General features: G+C 71.9%; 21 protein-coding genes. 7 read left to right on the top strand and 14 right to left on the bottom strand.

Annotated features, from left to right (window positions below):
• Positions 1-185: 185 nt before the first annotated feature.
• A complete protein-coding gene (locus BLA60_RS05405) occupies positions 186-2252 on the top strand; it encodes a DUF6351 family protein (RefSeq protein WP_154814144.1) in 2067 nt (688 codons plus the stop codon).
• On the opposite strand, the gene BLA60_RS05410 is transcribed toward BLA60_RS05405, so the two are convergent.
• Positions 2243-5116 carry an AfsR/SARP family transcriptional regulator gene (locus tag BLA60_RS05410; protein ID WP_075131624.1) on the bottom strand — a complete coding sequence of 958 codons (2874 nt, stop codon included), beginning with the start codon at positions 5114-5116 and terminating at the stop codon, positions 2243-2245. The genes BLA60_RS05405 and BLA60_RS05410 overlap by 10 nt on opposite strands.
• 109 nt (positions 5117-5225) lie before the next feature.
• Here BLA60_RS05410 and BLA60_RS05415 point away from each other — a divergent pair, with 109 nt between their 5' ends.
• Both BLA60_RS05415 and BLA60_RS05420 read left to right on the top strand, forming a co-directional pair.
• Positions 5226-6362: a hypothetical protein gene (locus tag BLA60_RS05415; protein WP_075131625.1), complete on the top strand. Its 1137-nt coding sequence runs from the start codon at positions 5226-5228 to the stop codon at positions 6360-6362.
• Between the two features lies 1 nt (position 6363).
• A complete protein-coding gene (locus tag BLA60_RS05420) occupies positions 6364-6834 on the top strand; it encodes a hypothetical protein (RefSeq protein ID WP_075131626.1) in 471 nt (156 codons plus the stop codon).
• Here the strand turns inward: BLA60_RS05420 and BLA60_RS05425 are convergent.
• Positions 6831-7622 carry a sulfotransferase domain-containing protein gene (locus BLA60_RS05425; RefSeq protein ID WP_211288614.1) on the bottom strand — a complete coding sequence of 264 codons (792 nt, stop codon included), beginning with the start codon at positions 7620-7622 and terminating at the stop codon, positions 6831-6833. The genes BLA60_RS05420 and BLA60_RS05425 overlap by 4 nt on opposite strands.
• A gap of 150 nt (positions 7623-7772) precedes the next feature.
• Here BLA60_RS05425 and BLA60_RS05430 point away from each other — a divergent pair, with 150 nt between their 5' ends.
• Together BLA60_RS05430 and BLA60_RS05435 are read left to right on the top strand one after the other, a co-directional pair.
• Positions 7773-10841, top strand: a complete 3069-nt coding sequence (locus BLA60_RS05430; protein ID WP_075131628.1) for an amidohydrolase family protein — start codon at positions 7773-7775, stop codon at positions 10839-10841.
• 59 nt (positions 10842-10900) lie between these two features.
• Positions 10901-11749 (top strand): aminoglycoside phosphotransferase family protein, encoded by an 849-nt coding sequence (locus BLA60_RS05435; RefSeq protein ID WP_075131629.1) that lies wholly within the window; start codon positions 10901-10903, stop codon positions 11747-11749.
• 14 nt (positions 11750-11763) lie between these two features.
• Here the strand turns inward: BLA60_RS05435 and BLA60_RS42980 are convergent, their stop codons facing one another.
• The 4 genes from BLA60_RS42980 to BLA60_RS05450 all read right to left on the bottom strand — a co-directional run bounded on the left by BLA60_RS42980 (position 11764) and on the right by BLA60_RS05450 (position 14050).
• A complete protein-coding gene (locus BLA60_RS42980) occupies positions 11764-11916 on the bottom strand; it encodes a hypothetical protein (RefSeq protein WP_154814148.1) in 153 nt (50 codons plus the stop codon).
• 308 nt (positions 11917-12224) lie between these two features.
• Positions 12225-12674, bottom strand: a complete 450-nt coding sequence (locus BLA60_RS05440) for a DUF5980 family protein (protein ID WP_075131630.1) — start codon at positions 12672-12674, stop codon at positions 12225-12227.
• Positions 12675-12829: 155 nt separating this feature from the next.
• Complete coding sequence (locus BLA60_RS05445; protein ID WP_075131631.1) at positions 12830-13678, bottom strand: helix-turn-helix domain-containing protein; 849 nt, start codon at positions 13676-13678, stop codon at positions 12830-12832.
• A 57-nt stretch (positions 13679-13735) separates the two neighbouring features.
• Positions 13736-14050, bottom strand: a complete 315-nt coding sequence (locus tag BLA60_RS05450; protein WP_245811835.1) for a DUF397 domain-containing protein — start codon at positions 14048-14050, stop codon at positions 13736-13738.
• Positions 14051-14429: 379 nt separating this feature from the next.
• On the opposite strand from BLA60_RS05450, the gene BLA60_RS05455 reads away from it, so the two are divergent.
• Together BLA60_RS05455 and BLA60_RS05460 are read left to right on the top strand one after the other, a co-directional pair.
• A complete protein-coding gene (locus BLA60_RS05455; RefSeq protein WP_075131632.1) occupies positions 14430-14912 on the top strand; it encodes a hypothetical protein in 483 nt (160 codons plus the stop codon).
• The gene (locus tag BLA60_RS05460) at positions 14909-15226 is read left to right on the top strand and encodes a hypothetical protein (protein ID WP_075131633.1); all 318 of its coding nucleotides are present in this window, start codon (positions 14909-14911) and stop codon (positions 15224-15226) included. The genes BLA60_RS05455 and BLA60_RS05460 overlap by 4 nt, the downstream gene beginning before the upstream one ends.
• Positions 15227-15251: 25 nt before the next feature.
• Here the strand turns inward: BLA60_RS05460 and BLA60_RS05465 are convergent, their stop codons facing one another.
• From BLA60_RS05465 to BLA60_RS05500, 8 genes are all read right to left on the bottom strand, one after another.
• Positions 15252-15668, bottom strand: a complete 417-nt coding sequence (locus BLA60_RS05465; RefSeq protein ID WP_075131634.1) for an Imm10 family immunity protein — start codon at positions 15666-15668, stop codon at positions 15252-15254.
• A gap of 116 nt (positions 15669-15784) precedes the next feature.
• The gene (locus BLA60_RS05470) at positions 15785-16651 is read right to left on the bottom strand and encodes an alpha/beta fold hydrolase (RefSeq protein ID WP_075131635.1); all 867 of its coding nucleotides are present in this window, start codon (positions 16649-16651) and stop codon (positions 15785-15787) included.
• 57 nt (positions 16652-16708) lie between these two features.
• Positions 16709-17722, bottom strand: coding sequence for a MerR family transcriptional regulator (locus tag BLA60_RS05475; protein WP_075131636.1), 1014 nt, complete (start codon positions 17720-17722; stop codon positions 16709-16711).
• Entirely contained in the window at positions 17722-18345 is a 624-nt protein-coding gene (locus BLA60_RS05480) for a HEAT repeat domain-containing protein (RefSeq protein ID WP_075131637.1), read from the bottom strand. The genes BLA60_RS05475 and BLA60_RS05480 overlap by 1 nt, the downstream gene beginning before the upstream one ends.
• A 61-nt stretch (positions 18346-18406) precedes the next feature.
• On the bottom strand, positions 18407-19177 hold the full coding sequence (locus tag BLA60_RS05485; RefSeq protein WP_075131638.1) for a hypothetical protein: 771 nt from the start codon (positions 19175-19177) through the stop codon (positions 18407-18409).
• Positions 19178-19283: 106 nt separating this feature from the next.
• Positions 19284-19499: a hypothetical protein gene (locus tag BLA60_RS05490; RefSeq protein ID WP_075131639.1), complete on the bottom strand. Its 216-nt coding sequence runs from the start codon at positions 19497-19499 to the stop codon at positions 19284-19286.
• 3 nt (positions 19500-19502) lie between these two features.
• Complete coding sequence (locus BLA60_RS05495) at positions 19503-21098, bottom strand: TROVE domain-containing protein (RefSeq protein WP_075131640.1); 1596 nt, start codon at positions 21096-21098, stop codon at positions 19503-19505.
• A gap of 422 nt (positions 21099-21520) precedes the next feature.
• Positions 21521-22501, bottom strand: a complete 981-nt coding sequence (locus BLA60_RS05500) for a glycosyltransferase (RefSeq protein WP_075131641.1) — start codon at positions 22499-22501, stop codon at positions 21521-21523.
• Between the last annotated feature and the right edge of the window lie 3 nt (positions 22502-22504).

The raw sequence follows: 22504 nt of genomic DNA on the forward strand, positions 1-22504 counted from the left end.
GTCGGCTCCAAGGCAGGGTGGGCAGCCAGTTGATCTTAGAGACACACGTTCGACAGGCCGGCACGCCACGCCGCTGCTCGACGGGGTCGGGCACGGATGGCAGTATCCGGGCCGTGCCTGAGTTCCGTTCCCCGGCTGGGACACCTGTGCGAACCGGCCGGCGTATCGGTTGGGCGGTGGCGGCGGTGACCGTTGTCACGGTCGCGTTGACCGGCGCGATCAGCGCCTCGTCCGAGGACGACGCGGACCGGTTGCTGGTCTCCGTGGTGTCCAACCCCGATCCCGACCTGGTCAGCGGCGGTGACGTGCTGGTGCGGGTGACCGACCGCGCCGACGACGCGCCGGCGCCGGACATGTCCCGCAACGGCGCCGACGTGACCGAGGCGTTCGCCGAGCAGCCGGACGGGACGTGGCTGGGTCTGGTCACCGACCTGGAGCCGGGCCGCAACACGATCAGCGCGGACTCGGGCCTGCGGCGCACGACCCTGGAGGTCACCAACCACGACCGGTCGGGCCCGGTGTTCGCCGGCGCGCAGCAGAAACCGTTCTTCTGCCGGACAACGGAGTTCGGCCTGGCGGCGGCCGAGGAGTCCCGGTGCGCGGCGCCGACCACCGTCGACTACCAGTACCGCACCACCAGCAACGACTTCCGTCCGTTGCCCGACCCCGACGACCCGCCGGCCGACGCCGCGACGGTCACCGTCGGTGGCGAGCAGCGGCCCTACGTGGTGCGGGTGGAGACCGGCACGATCAACCGCGCGGTGTACGAGATCGCCGCGCTGCACACCGGGGACGGCCCGTCGCCGACCAGGCCGTCGGCCGAGCCGGCGTGGAACGGCCGGCTGGCCTACGTGTTCGGCGGCGGCTGCAACGGCGGCTACCACCAGGGCGACCGGACCGCCGGGGTGCTCAACGACCTGCTGCTCTCCCGTGGCTACGCGGTGGCGTCCTCGACGCTGAACGTGCTGGAGAACAACTGCGGCACGGTGCTGTCGGCGGAGACCGCGATGATGGTCAAGGAGCGGTTCGTCGAGGTGTACGGGCCGGTCACGCACACCATCGGCTGGGGAGGGTCGGGCGGCGCGATCCAGCAGTACCAGATCGCCGACGCCTACCCGGGGATCCTCGACGGCATCGTGCCGACCGTCGCCTACCCCGACCCGCTGACCGTGCTGAACACGGTGGCCGACTGTGGTCTGCTGAACACGTTCTTCGCCGGTCACGGCAGCGACTTCACCGCCGAGCAGCGCCGCGCGGTGTCCGGTTTCGGCAACTACGCGACGTGTGTGGAGTGGGCACGGCAGTTCCTCAGCCGCTTACGTCCGACCGACAGCTGCGCCACGGCCGTCCCGGAGGCGGCACGGTGGGAGATGCGCGGGAACCCCAAGGGCGTGCGGTGTCTGGCGGCCGAGCAGTGGGTCAACCAGCTGGGGCGGGACACGAAGACGGGGTTCGTGCGTTCCTGGATGGACAACACCGGCGTGCAGTACGGGCTGGCGGCGCTGGGGTCGGGGGCGATCTCCGGTGAGCAGTTCGCGCGGCTGAACGCGGCGCTCGGCGGCTACAACGTGCTCGGTGACCGGGTGGGCAAGCGGATGGTGGCCGACCCGGTGGCGCTGTCGTCGGCCTACGAGACCGACCTGTTCAACACCGCCGGGCTCGGCCTGCGCGACACCCCGGTGATCGACAACCGCACCTTCCTCGACCAGAAGGAGGGCGGGGACATCCACACCGCGGAGATGTCGTTCGTCATCCGTGAGCGGCTGATCGAGGCCAACGGCGACGCCGACAACCAGGTGATCATCATCGGTGGGCCGGAGCAGGACCGCCAGGACAAGGCCCTGGCCTACGCGCTGGACGCGATGGAACGCTGGCTGAACGCGATCGCCGCCGACCCCTCCGACGCCGACCGCGCGTCGAAGGTGGTCGCCAACAAGCCCGACGACCTGGGCGACGGCTGCTACCTGCCCTCCGGCGAGCGGGTCCGCCAGAAGCTGAGCTACCCGGGCGAGGGCCGCTGCGCGGAGTTGTACCCGCTGTCGGCCAACCCGAGGCTCGCGGCCGGCGCCGACCTGGCGATGAGCGCCCTCAAGTGCGAGTTACGGCCGATCGACTTCGGTGAGTACCCGGTGCCGTTCACCCCCGAGCAGCGTTCGGTGCTGCGCGACGCCTTCCCCGGCGGCGTGTGCGACACCGACCGGGCCGGGGTGTCCCAGTCCCGCGCCGAACACCGCTGGCTGCGCTACGACTGAGCCGGCTGCCGGGCCATGGCGGCCTGGGTGTCGGCCAGACCGGCGAGCGCCAGGGCCCGCTGGTGGCGGTGGCCGAGGTTCTCGGCGATGACCAGCGCCTGCTCGTAGTGCTCGACGGCGTCGGCGTGCGCGCCGTTCAGACGGTGCAGTTCCCCCAGGACCAGCAGCGGGTCGGCGGCCTTGAGCCGGAAACCGGCCTCGCGGGCGATGGCCGCGCAGCGCCACGCCCAGGCGAACGCCTCGGCGCGCATCCCCAGCCGCCAGTACACGGTGGCCAGCACGTGCAGCTGCGCCTCACCGATCCGGCTGCCCAGCTCGACGACCATCGCGCGGGAGCGTTCCAGGTGCGTGCGGGCGGCGTGGTCGTCGCCGGACCAGTGGTCGGTCTGGCCGAGCATGAGGTGGACGATCGACTGGAGGTAGGGGTTGTCGACCTCGGTGGCCAGGGCCAGGGCGGTGGTCAGGTGCCGGCGGGCCTCGTCGTGGCGGCCGAGGTGGGCGAGCACGTCGCCGATCCTGGCCTGGATGTGGGCGTGCAGGACCGTCGGCACGTCGTCGAGGCCGGACACCAGCTCGACGCAGGTCCGGGCGGCGGCCAGCGCGGCCCGGTGCTGGCCGAGCTGGGTGTGGGTGGAGCTGATGGTGATCAGCGGCAGCGCCGCGAACAGCGGCTCACCGAGGTCCAGGTACAGCGTGTGCGCGCGCTGGCCACTGGCCAGTGACTCCTCGACGCGGCCGAGCCGGGAGTAGGTGGCGGCCAGGACGCGGGTGATGTGCGCGTAGGCGAGCCGGTCGCCGCCGGTCACCGCGCGCAGCGCCGCCTGGCACAGGGCGAGCGAGTCGTCGAGGTGGGCGTTCTGCAGGTACCTGGCCAGGACGAGCGCCAGGTCGACGGTGACCGCCGGGCGCCCGGCGCCCAGCGCCACGGCCACCAGCGTGGCGCGTTCGGCCGCCAGCCAGGCGCGGGCCGCGCGCGGGGTGTCCAGCGCTGGCCGGGGCGGGTCGGCCGGGGGCGGGACGGGCCGGCGCATGACCTCCTGCGGCTCGACCTGCGCCACGGCCGTGGCCGCCGCGTCGAGGTAGTGCGCCTCCAGCCGGCGCGTGGCGGCGTCGCGCCCGGCGGCGGTCTCCTCGGTGGTGACCAGCTCGGCGGCGTAGGCGCGGAGCAGGTCGTGGGCGCGGAGCCGGCCCTCTGGGGAGCGTTCCAGCAGGTAGGCGCTGACCAGCAGGTCGACCGCGCTGCGGGTGGCGTGCAGGTCGGTGCCGGCGAGCGCGGCCAGCGCCACGGTGTCGGTGTCGGCGCCGGGATGCAGGCCGGTGAGGCGGAACAGCCGGGCGGCCGGGGCGGGCAGGCCCCGGTAGGACCAGGAGAACACCGCGCGCACCGACGAGTGGGCGTCGCCGTCGACGTGCAGCACGTCGAGCCGGCCGTGTTCGTCGGACAGTTCGGCGACCAGGTCGGCCAGCCGGGTCGCGGGGCGCGAGTTGGCCAGCTCGGTGACGATCCGCAGCGCCAGCGGCAGCCGCGCGCACTGCTCGACCAGCACGTCGATCGTGGCCCGGTCGGTGTCCGCGCGTGTGCGCAGCAGCCGGCCGACCAGCGCCGAGGAGTCGCGCCCGGACAGCGGGCCGAGTTCCAGCCGCCGCGCCCCGTCGCGGACCACCAGGCCGGTGAGCGCGTCGCGGCTGGTGACCACGACCGCGCAGGTCGGGGTGCCGGGCAGCAGCGGGCGGACCTGCTCGACGGTGCGCGCGTTGTCCAGCACGACCAGCAGCGCCCGCCCGGCGCACTCGCTGCGCAGCCGCATCGCCCGCCCGTCGGTGTCCGGTGGGAGCTGGTGGCTGGGCACGCCGAGCTGGTGCAGGACGGTGCCCAGCGCCTCGTTGGCGCGCAGTGGCTCGTCGGGGCCGTAGCCGCGCAGGTCGACGTGCAGCTGGCCGTCGGGGAAGCGGTCGGCGGCCAGCCGCGCCCAGTGCACCACCAGCGCGGTCTTGCCGACGCCGCCCGCGCCGGAGACCACCACCAGCGGCCCGGCGCCGGCTGCGGTGTCCAGTTCGGACAGCTCGACGTCGCGGCCGACGAAGTCGGCGACGACGTGCGGGAGCTGGCGGGGCACGGGGCGGCGGGCCTGCTCGGCGTCGAGGTCGGCGCCGGCGAGGATGCGCTGCTCGACGGCCCGCAGTTCGGGGCCGGGTTCCAGGCCGAGCTCGTCGACCAGGCGGCGGCGGGTGCGGCGGAACACGGCGAGCGCGTCGGCCTGCCGGCCGCAGCGGTGGAGCGCGGTCATCAGCTGCCCGCACAGCCGTTCCCGCAGCGGGTGCCGGGCGACGGCCTCGGTGAGCTCGCCGGTGATCTCGGTGTGCCGGCCGGCGCGCAGCTCGGCGTCGTAGAGCAGTTCCCTGGCCGACTCGCGACGCTCGGCCAGGCGCCAGGCCTCGCCGAGGACCCCCACGGCGTCGACGCCGTCGTAGGCCTCGCCGTACCACAGGGACAGTGCGCGGCGGATGGTGGTGGCGCGGCGGGCCGGGTCCGGTTCGTCACGCGCCCGGTCCAGCAGGGCCTCGAAGCCGACGGCGTCGACCTCGTCGTCGTGGGTGGCCAGCCGGTAGGCGCCGTGCTCGAACCGCAGCCGCGCCGGGTCGTCGAGCACCCGGCGCAGGCGGGTCACGTGGACCTGGAGGCGGCTGGAGCCGGGGGTGTACGGCTCGCCGGGCCACAGGGCGTCGAACAGCGCCTCGGTCGACACCCCGGTGTCCGGTCCGGACAGCAGCACCGCGAGCAGCTTGCGCTGCAACGTTCCCAGGGACACCACCGTGCCGTCGGCGCGCACGATCCGCACCGGGCCGAGAACCTGGAACTCCATCGCAGCCTCCTGGCCGGACCCTACCCACGGGCCTGGCGCGGACCGGCGAGTTTCGGTTCTGGCCGAACATGTAAGCGCGATGCAAGTGTTTGTTCGTACCGTCCGGTCCATGTCATTCTCCGTAGACACGGACGCCCTGTGGTCGTTCCGCGACCTGGTGGGCAACCTGAAATCCGATGCCATGGCGATGGACGCGTTCATCTCCGAGAACAGGGTGATGAGCCTGCACGAGGAGGGCCTGGCGAACCGGCTGGCCTTCGGCCACGAGGGCATCGTGCGGGACATGCAGTACCGGGTGGGCATGCTGCGCGACGAGGCGGGCAACTCCGCGAAAGGCGTGGAAAACACCGCCGTCCTCTACGAGGAGCAGGAGCAGGACAACGCCCAGACACTCGACGAGGCCTACCCTGACGCCGGGGCCTACGAGCAGGACCCGGACCGTGCGGGGGAGCCGGACTCGGCGGGCAAGTCCGGGTTCCCGCACTACCGGGCGGAGAACGCCCTGACGATGGGGGACATCCCGACCAAGGCCGAGATGATGGCCCACGACGTGGAGGACTGGGCGCGCACCGGCCTCGACGGGATCAGCATGATCGGGCTGTGCCGCATGGTCTGGGAGAACGCGGTCGGTTTCGACCTGACCGACTGGATCCGCAAGTGGTACTTCGGGGACTGGGAGGGCTGGGCGAGGTGCGTCCAGATGTGGAAGGCGTGCGCGGAGACCACCGACATCATCGCGGAGAACCTCTGGGCCGGTATCGGTGAGCTCGCCGAGACCTGGGAGGGGCGCGCGTTCGAGGACGCCGACACCTACTTCCGGCAGTTCCGCGACGCCATCTACGTCGAGCACGACGCGTTCTCCGCCCTGGAGAAGATCTACGAGCTGATCATGGAGGCGATCTTCGAGATCCACCTCCTGATGAACGACGTGATCAACACGGCGGTGGACCTCGCGATCCAGATCGCGACGTTGGGCACGGCCGGAGGGATCAAGGCGGCCATCAAGGCGGCGCTGAGCGTCGGCGCCTCGAACCCGGTGTCCACGCTCATCAACTGCGTCAGCTCGCTCGGCACGCTGCTCACGCTCGCCTCGGACGTGGTCAAGATCGTCGAGACGGTGTCCTCGGCCACCGATCTGCCGCAGGTCCCGGCGTGCGAGCTGGAGAAGTTCGACCCGGTGGGCCGGGAGTACGGCTACGAGTACCAGGAGCAGGAGCAGCCGCCGACCGATGTGGAAGGACCCTGAGATGACCAACCCGTTCCTGCGTGACCTGCCGCCGCCCCCGGTCAGCCGCGAGACGATGCGCGCCCTCGAACAGCAGACGCTGCACCGCATGGAGACCGGGGGCAATCCGGTGTTCGCCGAGCTGGCCCGCGAGGTGCGGGCCGGGCGGACGACGCTGCGCGAGGCGGCGACCAGCCTGGCCTACCGGGACGCCTTCGACGAGGCCGCCGCCAACCTGGAGAAGGCGTTGCGTGGCTTCAGCGTCGACGAGATCGCCCAGCTCGCCGACGGCCGCAACGTCGACGAGCTGCTGTCCCGGATCCCGGACGAGACGCCCGAGCCTTCGGCGGAGCCCGACCCGGAGCCGCCGGCCCGTCCGGCCGACGACGAGGACTTCGACGGCCCGATCATGACCAGCCCACTGCCGCCGGTCAGGGACGCCGATCCGGGTCAGCATCCCCAGCGTGCGCGCTGGAACCGCCGCTGGGACTAGTTGGGGTGCAGCCAGGCGACGAGGTCGGGGGTGGCCAGCTCGCCGACCCGGCGGTCGTAGTGCTCGGTGGCGCGCTCGTCGAGCACCGCCCGCCACTGTCCACTTGAGCCGGTACGGAAGAAGCCCTGGTTGTCCCGCCACAGTCCCGCGTCGACGCCTGGCGCGAGCTCGTCGGCGCGGCGGCGCATGCTGTCGAAGGTGGCGGCCTTGGCCAGTTCGGTGATCCGTTCAGGGGTGTGGTCGATCGACAGGGCCGCCGCCAGCCGGCCGAGTTCGCCCGGCAGGTCGGCCTTCAGGTCCTGGTAGTGGAACAGGGCGACGTTCGGGGCGTCGCGGCGGTCCCAGAACGTTCGTTGGTGGTGCACGATGTTCGCGAGTGTCACTCCCCGGGTGGTCGAGTGGAGCGCGAACTCGGCGTCGGCCCAGCGGTAGAAGCGTTCCAGCGGGTCGGCCGGCGGCGGGCCCTCGATGCGGGCCCTGGCCTCGGCGGAGAGGTTGGCGGTCGCGTTCTCGAACGACACCATGACGTCACGCGGATCGCGGCCGACACCCACATAGGTGACCTCCGGATGGTGGGGCAGGCCGTCGAGCGGGGTATGGGTCTTGATGAAACGCCTGTGCCGCTGGGCTTCCAGCTGCGCGTGGACATCGGTCACGTTGTGCGTGGTGGTGTCCAGCCACGGTGAGATCTCGGTCAGTGGTCGGTCGAGGTCGGGGGTGTCGAAGATCAGCAGGGCGCACAACATCTGCATCCACGTCGTGCCGCTTTTTGCCGGTGTGCTGATCACGACGTCACCCGGACGGACACGGAATCCGTTCCACAGGGCGCTGTCGCTGATCAGAGTTCGGTACCTCCGGGGCTCGGTCATCGTTCGAGTTTGCCACGGGTGCGACAATTTCTCCTGATTGCCAAGGAAAGGCTCTTTCGGGGAGGGCTCGTGAACGAGGCAGAAATCACCCGCCGCGAGGTTCTCGTCGGCGCCGGCCTGCTGGCCGGCACGACCGTTCTGGGCGGTGGTGCCACGACATCCGCGGCCTCCGCGCTGACCGAGGACCTCACGGTGGCCGAGGGCACCAACATCGCCGCGCACGTGTCGCCCGACGGCACGGCGGTCGCGTTGGACCTGGTGACCGCCATCTGGACGGTGCCGATCGTCGGCGGGCCGGCACGCCGGCTGACCGGCGACGACACCGACGCGACCCAGCCCTGCTGGTTCCCCGGCGGGCGCGCGCTGGCCTTCCAGGCCTACCGCGACGGCAACTACCACCTGTGGACGATCCGGCCCGACGGCACCGGCGCCCGCCAGCTCACCACCGGCCCGTTCGACCACCGCGAGCCCCGGGTGTCCCCCGACGGCGCGACGATCGCGTTCGCCTCCGACCGGGGCGGGACCGGCAGCTACGGCCTGTACACCCTGGAGGTGGCCACCGGCGCGGTCACCGCCCGCACCGACACCCCGGCCGAGGAGGCCATGCCGGCCTGGTCGCCGGACGGAACCCGCCTCGCGCACACCGTCGACGCCACCGCGATCGACGTGCTGGACCTGGCCACCGGCGCCACCACCCGCGCGGTCACCGCCCCGGCCGGCGCGACCCTGTTCGGCCCGTCGTTCGCGCCCGACGGCACCACGCTGGCCTATGTGCGGATCGCCGGCGCCACCGCCGAACTGGTCGTGGGAGACCGGGTGGTCAGCGACGACGGCGAGGACGTGTTCGGCTTCGCGCCGACCTGGCTGTCGGCCACCGAACTCGCCTACACGGCCGATGGCCAGGTCAAACGCCGCCGGCTCGACGGTGGCGCCACGGTGGTGCCGTTCGCGGCGCGGGTGCCGGTGGTGCCCCGCCCGCACTACGACCGCGCCGTGCCCGACCTCGACCCGACCCGCGAGCGCCCGGTCGTCGGCATCGCGTCGCCGGTGGCCTCGCCGGACGGCACCCGGGTCGCCTTCCGCGCGCTCAACGCGCTGTGGCTGCTCACGGTCGGCGACCCGACGCCGGTCACGCTCGTCGAGGACGGCTACTTCAACTCCGACCCCGACTTCGCCCCCGACGGCCGGTCGATCGTCTACGCCTCCGACCGCGCCGGTGACGCCGACCTGTGGCGCCACGACCTGGCCACCGGCGACCGGCATCGCCTCAGCGCCCTGCCCGGCGCGCAGCTGACCCCCCGGTTCTCCCCGGCCGGCGACCGGATCGCCTACACCGACCACGACGGCGCCGTGTGGGTGCTCGACGTGGCCACCGGCACCCCGACCCAGGTCGTCGCGCCGCTGTTCATGCCGGGCCGGCCGTCATGGTCGCCGGACGGGCGCACGCTCGCGCTGGCGGCGGTCAAGCCGTACTCGCGCCGGTTCCGCGAGGGCACCAGCCAGGTGCTGACCGTCGAGGTGGCCACCGGCGCCCTGACCTACACCGAGCCGCTGCCGCACGCGTCCATCGCCACGCGCGGCGACGACGGCCCGGTCTGGTCACCCGACGGGCGGTACCTGGCGTTCGTCGTCGAGTCGTGCGCGTGGGTGGTGCCGGTCGACGCGGCCGGCCGGTTCACCGGGCCGGCGAGGCAGGTCACCCGCGAGGTGACCGACTCGCTGTCCTGGCTGGGCGCGGACCGTCTGCTGTACCTGCACAACGGGACGCTGCGGTCGGTCCCGGTGGCCGGTGGGCGGCCGGCGGACATTCCGGTGAGGTTGCGCTGGCGTCCGGCGCGGGTCCGTGGGCGGGAGGTGATCCGGGCCGGCGCGTTGTGGGACGGCCGGTCGGCCGGTCTGCGCCGGTCGGTCGACATCGTGGTCGAGGACGGCCGGGTCGCCGACGTGCTGCCGCAGGGGAGTCGACCGTACACGGTGGACGCCCGGGAGCTGACCGTGATGCCGGGCCTGATCGACGCGCACAACCACTGGCACCTGCGCGGCCGGCAGTGGGGCGATCGTCAGGGCCGGCTGTGGCTCGCCTACGGCATCACCACGACCCGTTCGCCGGGCGACCCGGCGTACCAGCTGGTGGAGACCCGGGAGGCGCTGGCCGCCGGCACGCGGACGGGGCCGAGACTGTTCGGCACGGGCGAGGCGGTCGACGGTTCCCGCGTGTACTACAACTTCATGCGCCCCACCCGGTCGCTCGCCCAGCTGACGCTGGAACTGGAGCGGGCGCGGGCGCTGGGCTACGACCTGATCAAGACCTACGTCCGGCTGCCGGTGCACGCCCAGCGCAGGGTGGTGGGCATGGCTCACCGGGCGGGCATGCCGCTCTCGTCGCACTACCTGTACCCGGCCGAGCGCATCGGCATGGACGGCATGGAGCACACCGGGGCGACCAACCGGCTCGGCTACTCGCACACGGTGTCCCGCCTGGGCCGCGCGTACGCCGACGCGGTCACCCTGTTCGTGCGTTCGGGCATGTCTCTCACCCCGACCCTGTTCAACTCGAGCGCCATCTACGCGCAGGACCGCTCGTTGGTGGAGGACGCGCGGACCAGAACCCTGTTCCCCGCCTGGGAGTACCAGCGCTACGTGGAGAAGGCGGATTCGGCCGGCACGCCCGCCGGTGAGGCGGCGGCGGCGCTGCTGGCGGCCAACGTGGACATGGTGCTGCGGGTGCACCGGGGCGGCGGCTACGTCATCGCCGGCACCGACGCGCCGCTGGACAACGTCGCGGTGTCGCTGCACGCGAACCTGCGCGCGATGGTCCGCCACGGCTTCACCCCCCACGAGGCCCTGACCACGGCGACGGTCAACCCGGCCCGCTGGCTGGGCCTGCCGGGGCGGCTCGGCGAGGTGCGCCGGGGCGCGCACGCCGACCTGTCGTTCGTCACCGGCGACCCGCTGGCCGACATCCGCGCGGCGGCCGCCGTGGAGATGGTGATGGTCGGCGGCCGGCTGTCCACGGTGCCCGACCTGCTCGCCCCGTTCCCCGCGTCCTCGTCGTCCCCCGTCGCCCGGCCCGCCCACCGCCACGACGACCGTTTCTGGTGGCACGAACCGGAGTGGTCCCAGCACTACTGCTGCTGAGGTCCCGCCGGCAAGAATTCCGTTGCCACCCAACGGCCTGGGGCGGCCATACTCCGGCCGTGGACGGACGCGCGGGCATCGACGCGGCTCTGGTGCGGCGGCTGATCGCCGCACAGTGTCCACAGTGGAGTGATCGGCCGGTCCGCCCGGTCGACGTCGACGGCTGGGACAACCGCACCTACCGCCTCGGCGACGACCTGACCGTGCGGCTGCCGACGGCCGGCGCGTACGCCGCCGCCGTCGGCAAGGAGCATCGCTGGCTGCCCAGGCTCGCGCCGTGGCTGCCGGTGCCGATCCCGGAGCCGGTGGCGTTGGGCCGCCCCGCGTTCGGCTATCCGCACCCGTGGTCGGTCCGCCGCTGGCTCGACGGCGCCACCGCCAGCCCCGCCACGGTCGGCGACCTGACGGCGTTCGCCGTGGCGGTCGGGGAGTTCGTGGTGGCGCTGCAACGGATCGACCCCACCGGTGGCCCGACGGCCGGCGCCCACTGCTTCCACCGGGGCACCCCACCGGCCCACTACGACGACGAGACCAGGAAAGCGCTTGCCACGTTGGACGGCCGGATCGACACGGTCAGGGCCGAGACGGTGTGGACCACGGCCCTGACCGCCGACTGGCACGGCCCCCCGACCTGGTTCCACGGCGACATCGCCCACGGCAACCTGCTGGTCCGCGACGGCCACCTCGCCGCCGTGATCGACTTCGGCACCAGCGGCGTCGGCGACCCGGCCTGCGACCTGGTCATCGCCTGGACGATGTTCCACGGCCCCAGCCGCGACGCGTTCCGCGCCACCGTCGCCCAGGACGAGGGGACCTGGGCCCGCGCCCGGGGCTGGGCGCTGTGGAAGGCGCTGATCACCGCCGACCTCAGGGTGGTCGACGAGGTACTCACCGACCCCACCGGCTGACCAGCGCCGGCTGATCAGCCAGCCGGCCGCAGGTAGTACCCGGCGAGGTCGGCGAGCACGTGGGTCGTGCCGAAGTGCAGGACGGCGCCCAGACCGTACAGGTCGGTCAGCTCGTCGAGTTCGCCGGTGCGCAGGGTCTCCGGCGGGAGATACTCGATGGCATGCAACGGGTCCCGACGTGGTTGTAGATCTGGACCTTGCCGTCGGTGACCGGGTCGCCGTTGTGAGTGGCCGCTGGCTGCGTGGGTGTTGGCCGTGTGGTTGGTGGCCGGGTAGCCGCTCGCCCGGTGGCCGTGGGACGGAAGCCGAAACCAGGGCGCGCCCCGGGGGTCCCCCCGGTTTCTACTTTACCGGGTGGGGGTGTCGGGGGTGGGGGTGAGAGGTGGGTTGTCCACAGGGCGGGCGGGCCGACTGGAGTGATGTGGTCGGCCCGCCGCTGTGTTGTTGTCGTTGTTGTTGTGTTGGCGTTGTGTGGTCAGGCCCAGCAGTTGGTCTCGTAGGAGTAGCGCAGCAGGACGGGGACCGTCTGGGTTTCGGTGCCGTCGGTGGCCCAGACCTCGCCGATGTGGTCGCCTTCCGGGGCCGGCGCGATCGACACCTGGACGTAGCCGTTGATGTAGGAGCCGTCGTGTGAGCCGGGTGGGAACGTGGTGCCGCCGGTGCTGGTCGTCCCGGGCGGGAAGTTCCTGATGCCGGTGGTGATCGTGGTCGTCCAGGTGCCGGTGACCGGCGCCAGGACGTAGGCGCTGGGGTGGCCGCCGCCCGGCTGCAGGCAGATCCCCTGACCGTAGTCCTCCAGGGTCCACGTCGCCGTCGTTGTCGCCGTCGCTGTCGCGGCGCTGGCCGGGGCCGTGCTGGTGAGAACCAGCAGGGCCGCCGCCAGCATTCCCAGCGTGAGTCGGACACCGCGTCGGATCGATCTCATTCGAGACCTCCAGTTTCCGTTACCCCGCCTCAGTTCTCGCGCCGCGGCCGAGGCTGGGCGCGCTCCCGAAGCGTAGCCGGCCGCCGCTGTCGGACACCTCTGTTTGCCCGATCGGACAGCCAGACAGCGGCCGTCCGGCAGCGACCCTGTCGCCGCTAGAGCGACTTGAGCTGCTGGCGGAGGAGGTTGGTCGTCTCGTCCGGCGACATCGCGAGGGACGTCGCCTCATCGAACGTTGCCACGAACCGCTTCACGTCATCGGCGTCATCGATCCACGCACCGCCAGCCGGGTACTCCAGATACACGCCGGGCAGGGCCTCGGGTTCGGGATAGTCGACGAGGACGAACGATCCGTTCATCGTGCCGTATCCGCCAGCTGCGAAAGGGATCACCTGGAGGGTGATGTTCGGCCGGTCGGCGAGTCCGATGAGGTATTCGAGCTGTCCGCGCATCACTCCTGGGCCGCCGATCTGGCGGTGAACCACGGCTTCGTCGACAATCGCGTGCAGAGTCATGGGGTCGGCACCTTCGAGCGGCTTCTTCCGCTCCATGCGGGTGGCGACCGCGCTTTCTGGTCGCATATCCGGGTTGTGCAGTGGGCTGCCCGCGCCGATCAGAGCCTGTGCGTAGGACTTGGTTTGAAGCAGGCCGGGAAACACTATCGGCGCCAGCTCGCGTTCGCGTACAGCCTCGCGCTCGGCGTTGACGAGTTTGCGGAACGCCTTGGAAGCGCCGGCGGTCAGGCGCACGGATCGAGGTTCATCCTTGGCGTCGTCGTAGAGCCTGGCCGCCAGCGTCAGGTCCCCTGAGGTGACGTCGTAGTAGGTCAGGAGCATGTGCACGGTGCTCCACACCGGGAGTACTTCGCCGGTTTCGTAGCGGCTGACCGTGGGACGTTTGGTCCGCAAGTGGTCAGCCGCCTCGTCCATGGACTTGTCCGCGCGCCTACGTACGTCGCGCAGGAAAGCCCCGAGTCGCTTCTTGAGTCGTGTTGGTGTCGCCACGAACAGGACTCTATGCCGATCCCGCCTTTCGTGCGATCACACGAGTGGTTGTACTTGTTAGTGACGCAGCGTGTTCTCGCGGACGGCGTGGAGGAGGCCGCGCAGGTCGGCGAGAAGCACCGGTCCTTCGGGGTTCTTGCTGTCCCGGACGGCATCGAGGGTGCCGACGAGTTCGACGCACTCGTTGTTCTCGCCGCCGGAGAAGCTGCTCTTGCGCCACTGCATGCCCAGTTCAACGCAAGCGCTGTTCTCGCCGCCCGAGAAGCTGCTCTTGCGCCAGTGGAGGCCCAGTTCAACGCAGGCGTTGTTGCCGCCGCCGGAGAAGCTGCTCTTGCGCCAGTGAATTGCCATGATCGTGTGCCCTCGGTTCATGTGATGTGGGGTCGAACGTGGTGGTGAAGCGTCTTCCATTGTCCACCGGCCGGTGGGCCAGCGGTGCACCAGTCTGGGTGACGCACGGTGGCAGCCTACGTGATCTCCACTAATGGGTACGTACCCGATTGAGGGATCGACTCGTGTACGTACACGCCTTATTGTTCATGTGTCGGCGGGGTGGTGCCCGCTCGGGGCCGGGGGCGTTCGCGTGGTGGTGAAGCACCCCGAACCCCGCCGACCCCACTTCGACCAGCCGGGCCACGTGAAGGACGGACCAGATGAACCAGGCACAGCCGCCGCGTGTGTTTCGGCAGAGTAGTCCCCGCCCGTCGGTCAGAACGATGTCCCCGCCGGTGACCTCCGCGCGGAGGCGGCGGTGACCTGGAACGAGGTCGACGCGCTGTTGCAGGAGGCTGGCAAGCGCGGGTTCATGTGGCACCAGTACCGGGTCGACCGGCACGGCCCCGACGTCCTGGCAGGGGTCTTCCAGTGGGAGGGCTTCGCCGACGTCGTCGTGATCCTCGACGACACGCACGCCCACGCCTATCGCACGCCGACCGGCCCGGACACCGACGTGTTCGCGCCGACCCGGGTGACCTGGTGGTACGGGGACAACACGCGACTGTGGCAGTCCCGCCCCGGCCTGCTGCCGGTCACCGGAATCAACGGTGACAGTCTCGTGTGGACATTGCGTGCCCTGTTGACGCTGCCCGAACCCGGACACCCGCAGGCGCCGGTGACCGTCGTGCCCGCTCTTCCCGGTACCGGTATCTCGGGGGCCCGTGTGCCCGTCCGGATCCGTCGCCGGACCGTGACCCGTCCACCGCAGGAAACTCGACAGTTTGGAGCAACATCATGACCGTGACCCCGTTCGCCCTGGTCAACCCGGACGACCAGCGGATGGTCTTCGCCTACGGGATGGACATAGAGCTGCCCTCGGGTCGCGAGGCGGTCACGTTCCGCCGGGAGGCGTCCGGGCAGCCGATGATCGGCGTGCACGGCTCGGCCGAGGCGGCCCACCGCCGGTTCAGCATGGTCACCCCACTGGACCTGATCTGGGAACCCGGCTGCCGCTGCTGCCTCTGCTTCACCACCGGCCAACCCTGCGACGACACCACCTGCGACCCCGAACCCCCCTCCGGCGAGCACCCCAACCCCATCCTCCACCACTGATCGGGCTACGGGCCGGTCCTCAAGTTCAGCGCCACCCCGCGCCGATCAGTCGTGGACGCTTCTCCTGGGCGCCCCAGTCCACGGCATCGCGAATCTTCGCGGAAAGATTCGCGATGTCGACCCCTGAGTCGGCCAGGTCCACGTCGACGACGGTGGGGACTTCGAGGATGTCAGCGTCCTCGCTGGCAAATTCCAGTGTCAGCAGGGTCGCCTCGAGCCGCACGCTGCGCAGGCAGCCGTAGACCGTGAACCCCCGCTCGTTCGAGACGTTGTAGGAGTCCATTCCGGACAGCACCTCCTGTGCGTCCGGCTCGTAGGTGGATCGCTGGATCGAGAAGGATCTGCGAACGCCGGTCTCGTCAACCCCGCTGACCCCCACCTCAAGGGCCTGCTCATCCACGTGGTCCTCGAAGAACCCGACTTCGGTGCCGCTCAGTCTCATCCGCCCTGCCGTTCGAGTGTGGGAGGTCCGCCGCCGTTGAGGTCAACGATGGGCTCTCCGGTCGTCAGTTGTCCACAGGTTGATCTTCGCGTAGTCGGAACTGACGGTGTCGGGGACTATCCTTGACGCAGGGTTCTCGGGGTTCGCTCGCGGAACGCGGTGATCGTGTCCGTGACCCAGCCGGGGTCGTCGAGCCAGCAGAAGTGGCCGCTGTTGGGCAGCGTGGCGAGCGTGGCGTTCGGGAACAGACCGGCCAGTGCGGCGGCGACGTCGGGCGGCGTGTTCAGGTCGACACCTCCGGCGACGACCAGGACCGGGGCATCCATTGTGGACAGGGCGGCGCGGGTGGTTTCCGGCTGGAAAGCGCCTTCCGCGCCGAACGCGGCGGCGGCGGTCGCGTTGCGCAGCCGTTCGCAGTCGGCGTGGTAGGACCGGGTGGTCTCGTCCCAGTGGCGGAAGCCGAACGGCGCGATCGCGGGGAAGTCGTCCGGGCCGGCCTTCCCGGTGGCGATACGTTCGAAGGCGGCCGCCGCCGGGGCGAACCACGGCTCGTTCGCCCGCTGGGCCACCACCGCGCGCCGCGCGTCCGCGGTGACCTCCAGACCGACGGCGTGCGGGCTCGGGTTCAGCAGCACGAGGCTCGCGACGCGGTCGGGATACCGCGCGGCGTAGGTGAGGACGACGTTCGTGCCGGCCGAGTGGCCCAGCAGATCCAGCGCGGGCAGACCGAGGTGGCCGCGCAGGGCCTCGACGTCGTCGGCCAGGTGGTCGCAGCGGTAGGTGGCGGGGTCGGCCGGCGTCGCGGACCCGCCGGTGCCCCGGTTGTCGAGCAGGACCAGCTCGTGCCGGGCGGACAGACCGCCGAGGTCGCCGAGATGACCGGAGTCCAGGCCGGGGCCGCCGGGGACACAGATCAACGGATCACCCGCACCGCGCAGGTGGTAGGCGAGAGCGGTTCCGTCGCGCGCGGTGAAGGTCGGCATGCGCGGCATGGTCCTCGGCCTCCCGGCACGCCGGCAACCACATTTCGGCGCCGGGGCTCAGCTGTCGAGAGCGGACAGGAGGGCCGACGCGACCAGGGAGACGGCCGGGTCGGCGTCGTCGGCCAGCGTGCGCAGGAGCGCGCGGGCGTGGGCGGGAGGCAGGTCGACGAGGGCCTGGGTCAGGCGCAGGCGCACCTCACGATCCGCCCCGGCGGCGGTGAGTTCGTCGGCCAGGGCGCCCATGATCTGGTCCGTGCACGCCGGCTCCCGCGCCAGCGTCCCGAGAAGCTCGGCCGCCTCCACGTCCTTCCTGCCCTCGACGACCATGCGGATCAGTTCGGGCACGGCCGCGGTGTGGCCGCGCGCCCCCAGCGCCAGGGCGGCGTGGGCGCGGACCGACGGATCCGTGTCGCCCAGCGACTCGGTCAACGCGGCGGTGACGGCGTCGGCTGTGTCGGCGGCGTCGGCGGGGAGGGCGGTGAGGGCCAGGACGGCGCGCCGCCGGACCTCGACCTGGGGCGAGCGGGCCCCGGCGACCAGCGCCGGGACGGCCTCGCCGCCCGATCTGGCCAGTGCCCAGCGGAGGGCACCGGCGACGTTCGGGTCCGGCTCGGTGAGGACCGCCCTGGCCAGCAGCTCCGAGGGCAGATCCTCGTCCGGCGCCAGCACGGCCTGCTGGCGCCGCGACGCGTGCCGGGAGTTGAGGCCGTGGACCAACTCGACGATGCGCAGCACCCCCGCCCAGTCGAACGGCGCCGAGGCGTCGACGGTGCGCAGCCGGTCCAGCAGCTCCCGTTCCCGCGCCAGGCGCCGCTCGGTCTGGCGGATGAGGTCGGCGACCAGGGTGGCCGGTTCGAAGGCCGGATCGGCCAGCGCCCGGCCGATCTGGCGCAGGGACAGGCCCAGCGACCGCAGGCTCTCCACGTGGAAGATCCGGCGGATGTCCTCCTCCGAGTACTCACGGTAACCGCCGACCGTGCGGCCCGTGGGCCGGACCAGGCCCAGCGCGTCGTAGTGGCGCAGCATCCGGGTGCTCACCCCCGAGCGGCGGGCCACCTCACCGATCAGCATCACCGGCCCATGATGACGATCCGGTCCGCCTCCTCGACAGCCGCCTCGACATCGGCGTCCGGGTCACGCAGGAGACGCCGGGTCGCCTCGGCATGAGCGCGCACCGCCGGATCTGCGCTGGTCAGGGCCGCCTCCAGGACAGTCTCGTCACCCAGGGTGGCCAGGGCGCGGCTCAGACTCAGCCGGACCTGGCGGTCGCCCCGGCCGAGCTGGGCGGCCAGGTCAACGGCCAGCTGGTGGCGCGCGCCGTCGGGCACCAGGACCACCGCCGCCCGCCACGCGCTGCGCGCGACCTCGTCGTCGGCGTCGTGCAGCAACGCGCGGGTGATCACCGGCCAGGCGTCGCCGTCGCCGATCTTGGACAGGGTGTGCAGGGCCTGGGCGCGGGCCTGCGGCACCGGCGACGTCAGCTCGGCCAGCAGCGCCGGGAGCGTGGTGTCGGTGGGCAGGCGGGTCAGGGCCCAGGTCAGCATGTCGCGCACGAAGAAGTCCGGCTCGACCGCGCAGCGCGCCACGAGCGCGTCGACCAACCGCGGGTCGGGATGGGTCCCGGCGGTCAGGGCGGCGTGCAGGCGGGTCGACGATGCCTCGGCGTTCAGGGCCGTGAGCAGGCGCGTGTGCATGGGGATCACCTCCTGACCACAGTGAAGACCTTGTCACCGTGTCAGGGTCAAGGGCGCCCCGCTACTTCTCGCTCGCCTCGTCGTAGCGGTCGGCCATCGCCTGGTAGGCGTTCACCATCGTGACCTCGCGGAAATGTTTCGCGGCCTTCTCCAGGTCCCAGGACACCGTGTCCGCGTGGCGCCCGCGATCCAGGCCGCCCATCGTCAGCCGGAGCATGAAGTCACGTTCGGTGTCCAGGATGAACCCGCTGAGGGTCGTGCCGGTGCCGGTGTCGCCCAACAGGACGGTGGCCTCCTCCCACGGGCCGTCCTCGGTGCGCTCGGCCAGGGTGTCCGGCTCGTAGATGTCGCGCATGAGTTGCATCATCAGGTCGTAGCGTCCGGTCCTGGTCCGGTACTTCTCGTCGTGCAGCGTGTTGTTCGACATGTCGGCGCGACCGAAGCCGATCGCGATCGTCCCCTTGAGGTTGTTGATCGCGCGCTCGGGATCCTCGGCGTAGATGGCGCGGCCCTCGCAGATCCGGACCCCGGCCGTGTTCGCACCGTTCGAACTGAACAGCTCGCCGTCGAACCTCACGTAGTCCAGGTACTCGGCGAACTCGCGCACGTGGTCGGCGAACATGTCGCAGGCCTTCCAGCCCTCGATGGTGGCCGCCTTCACCTCCTCGAACGACCGGGTGCTGGGCGGCGTGGGGGGCTTGGGCCCGCCGCCACCGCCCCCGCCGAAGTCGCCGAGGCCGCCGTCGCTGTCGCTTCCGCACGCGGTGAGCAGCAGGCTGACGGCGAGGACCGCCGCGATGGCCAGCCGCCGCGGGTGAACAGGGGTGGGCATGACGTCCTCCGGAGCTCAGTGGGTCTGGGCACGCCGGTGCCCACAACTGAGCGTGACGCTAGGTCGCCGGCAACCCCACCGGGGTCCGGTGAACACCGGACAGGCGCTACACCCGCTCCTTGACGATCGCCGCGATCAGCTCCGGGCTACAGCCCACGGCGGTGGCCAGCGCGCGGTAGGACCACCGCCTCGGGTCGGACTCCCGCAGGCGGCGGACCAGCGCGTTGCGTTGCTGTCGATGTCGTTCGGCCAGGGCGAGGGCCGCCTCGGCCGCGCGATGGTGCTCGCGGGCCTGCTGCGCGGCGATGTCCGAGACGCCCACCGGTCACAGACCCCGGGCGAAGTCCGAGATCAGCGTCGGTACCGAGGCGTCGAACCCGGCGACGTCGAGCATGCCGGGATCGGTCGGGTCGGCGATCGAGAACCGGGTCGCCGTCATGCCGACCACCACCAGCTTCGCGTCGATGCCGGTGTGGTCGCGGTAGCGCGCCAGCGCCTGGTGCGGGTGGACGCTCCCGGCCCACGTCTCGTTGTCGGTGTAGCAGACGAACGTGTCCACCTCCAGGCCCCGGTCCAGGGCCGCCAGCATCGGCAGCGCGCAGTCCGTGGCACCGAACGGCAGGTCCGACACCGCGCGGACGGCGTCGTCCAGCCGCTGACCAGGGCTGATCGACAGCGTGCTGAGCGCCCCGAGCCCGCCGCCGGTGAAGCCGACGATCTCGTAGGCCGACTCCGTCGACGCGGTCACCAACGACAGCGCCGCCGACGCCTCACGCGGGGTGATCGGCAGGCCGCTGACCGGGTGGAAACTCATCGACCCGGACACGTCCAGCGCCAGCATCAGCCGCCGGCCCGACGGCTCCACCGCGCCGAACGCCGCGTAGAACGCCTGGTCCAGCGCGTCCACGACCGGGCGCGACGGCTCCCACCGCGACTCGCCCCTGGCGCTGTGGCCGGCGGCGTAGGTGCGCTGGGCGACCAGCACGTTCACCGGGTGCACCCTGGCCGCGCGCAGCCTGTCCGGATCGGACAGTCGGGCGGCGACCTCGGCGGTGCGGGCCGACAGCGGAGACAGCAGGCCCAGCCGGGTCAGGCGTGGCAGCTGACGCAGCAGCGCCGTCTGCGGCATTCCCCGCTCCAGCAACGCCTCCCACACCACCGGCGCGTTGAGGTGCTCGTCGGGCAGCATCTCCCACGACAGGCCGAACTCGGTGACCAGCGCCGCGACCTGCTCGGCCGACGTCGCCGCCCGCGCCCGCCGGAAACCGTCCACAACGGACAGCCCGTCGACCGGGGTGTCGTCGTGGCCCAGGATCCAGCGGAACAGGGCGGTACGCCGCTCGTCGTCGGTCCTCGGGTGGGCCAGGCGCAGCAGGTCGCGGTGCGACCAGCCCTCACGCTGGCGGTACTTCACCGCCTGGAACGCGACCTCGTCCACCGGCCGGTCCAGGTACCAGTTGGCCACCGCGCGGCGCAGGCCACGGCCCCAGCCACGGAACTGCTCGACGTAGCGGGCGAACAGGAACAGGTGCGTGCCGGTACGCGCCACCAGCGGCAGCGCGTCCAGCGCGGCCCGGCGGCCATCGTCGTCGCCCAGCGAACAGGCGGCGGCGAGCGCGAAGATCGCCGGGTTCTGCCGGGGCGCCCGCCCGCCGTGGGACACGGCGACGATCTCGGCCACCAGTTCGGTGGTCGCCGTGGTCGCCATCTCCAGCACGACACCGGCGTTGTCCCTGGTCAGGTCGGGGGCGTCGGTGTAGTAGGTGCCGCCGTCGGTGCCCAGGACGAGGAAGCGGCGCAGCCTGGTCGCCGCGTCGACGGTGAAGGTGTGGCCGCCGGCGTTGTTGGGGACCTGACGGGCGTCGGCCGGCTGGGACTGGGGGGTGGCGCGGGTGCTGATGGCGGTGAGCGGATCGGCCACGGCGGGCTCCTCGGGGGACGGGCGACCGGCAGGGCCGCGGGCGAGTGAGCGACGACCGGAGCTTTGACAGAGTTAACCGGCCGCCTCCGGCCCGCGGTGTCCTGCCGGCGTGAGCGGATCGCGGGCAAGGGTGTGACGACCGGGATTGCCCACCGCTCTACCCCAGAGCTCAGCACGGACGAGCCGTGCCGACGGGAGTCGAACCCGCACCTGTGGGTCCGATAACCGATCATCTTCGGCCCGCGATTGGCGAGGAGGGGGTGGGCAAGTGGTGCCGACCGGAGTCGTCCGGCAGGCCGGACAGTGCGGGAATCGAACCCGCGCACACCAGGTAACCGATCGTCGTCGGCCCACCCGGACCTCGCGCTGTTCTGTTGTCGACCTCGACTGTAATGGGTTACAGGTTGCCGCGCAAAGGAATTTCAGACCAGTCGCGGAAGCTCGCTGGCGACCTCGTCCGGCGAGGGCAACGCGGCGATCTCGGCGGCCACCGCCTTGGCCGCGTCCCGGAACTCACTTCCGTTGGGCGCCAACAGCGTCCGGGCCGTCTCGGTGATCGCCTCCGGCGAGGTTTCCTCGGGCAGCAGCCGCGCCCCGGCGCCGGCGGCCAGCAGCGCCTCGGCGTTGGCGAACTGGTCGGCCCCCTGCGGCAGCACCAACTGCGGGACCCCGGCCGCGAGCGCGCCCAGCGTCGTGCCGCTGCCGCCGTGGTGCACCACCAGGTCCACCCCTGCCAGCAGCCGCGCCTGCGGCACCCACGCCGAGGCGACCACGTTCGCCGGCAGGTCGACCAGCGTCGGCGCCATCGGGCCGGCCACCAGCACCGTCACCCCCAGCCGCGCCAGGCCGGCGACCGCCGTGGCCAGGACCTCCGTGGCGCCGAACGCGGTGCCCAGGGTCAGGTAGACCAGCGGGCGGTCCAGCGTGGGCGGCTCGCCCGGCTCGGCGAAGGGCACCGGGCGCACCGGGACCCGCCGCGCGCTGGCCAGGAAGTCCTTGTCCTGCAAGGACGGCGGGCAGATGTCCAGGTGCGTGCCGGTGGCCTCGGCGACCCGCGTCGGCAGTTCCAGGCCGATGCCGTCGGGGAACATCCGGCCGAAGCCGTGCCACAGGCCGGGGACACCGGCCCGGTGCGCGGCGATCGCCGCCCCCGGGACACCCCAGCCGTGGATCACCAGGTCGGGGGACAACCGCGCGATCTCCGGGGCCAGGTCCTCGGCGTAGATCTCGTAGAACACGTCCGCCGGGCGGAACGGGCGCAGGCCCGCCGACGCCAGCGGGGCGTGGACGTGCTCCCCGGCGGCGAACCACACCTCGTGCCCGGCGTCGCGGGCCGCCTCGGCCAGCGGAATCATCGGATACGTGTGGCCGACCGAGGCGAGGCTGGCGAACAACAGACGCATGCG

Origin of the sequence: Actinophytocola xinjiangensis (genome assembly GCF_001921215.1) — a bacterium.
In the GTDB taxonomy this organism is placed as follows: Bacteria; Actinomycetota; Actinomycetes; order Mycobacteriales; family Pseudonocardiaceae; genus Actinophytocola; species Actinophytocola xinjiangensis.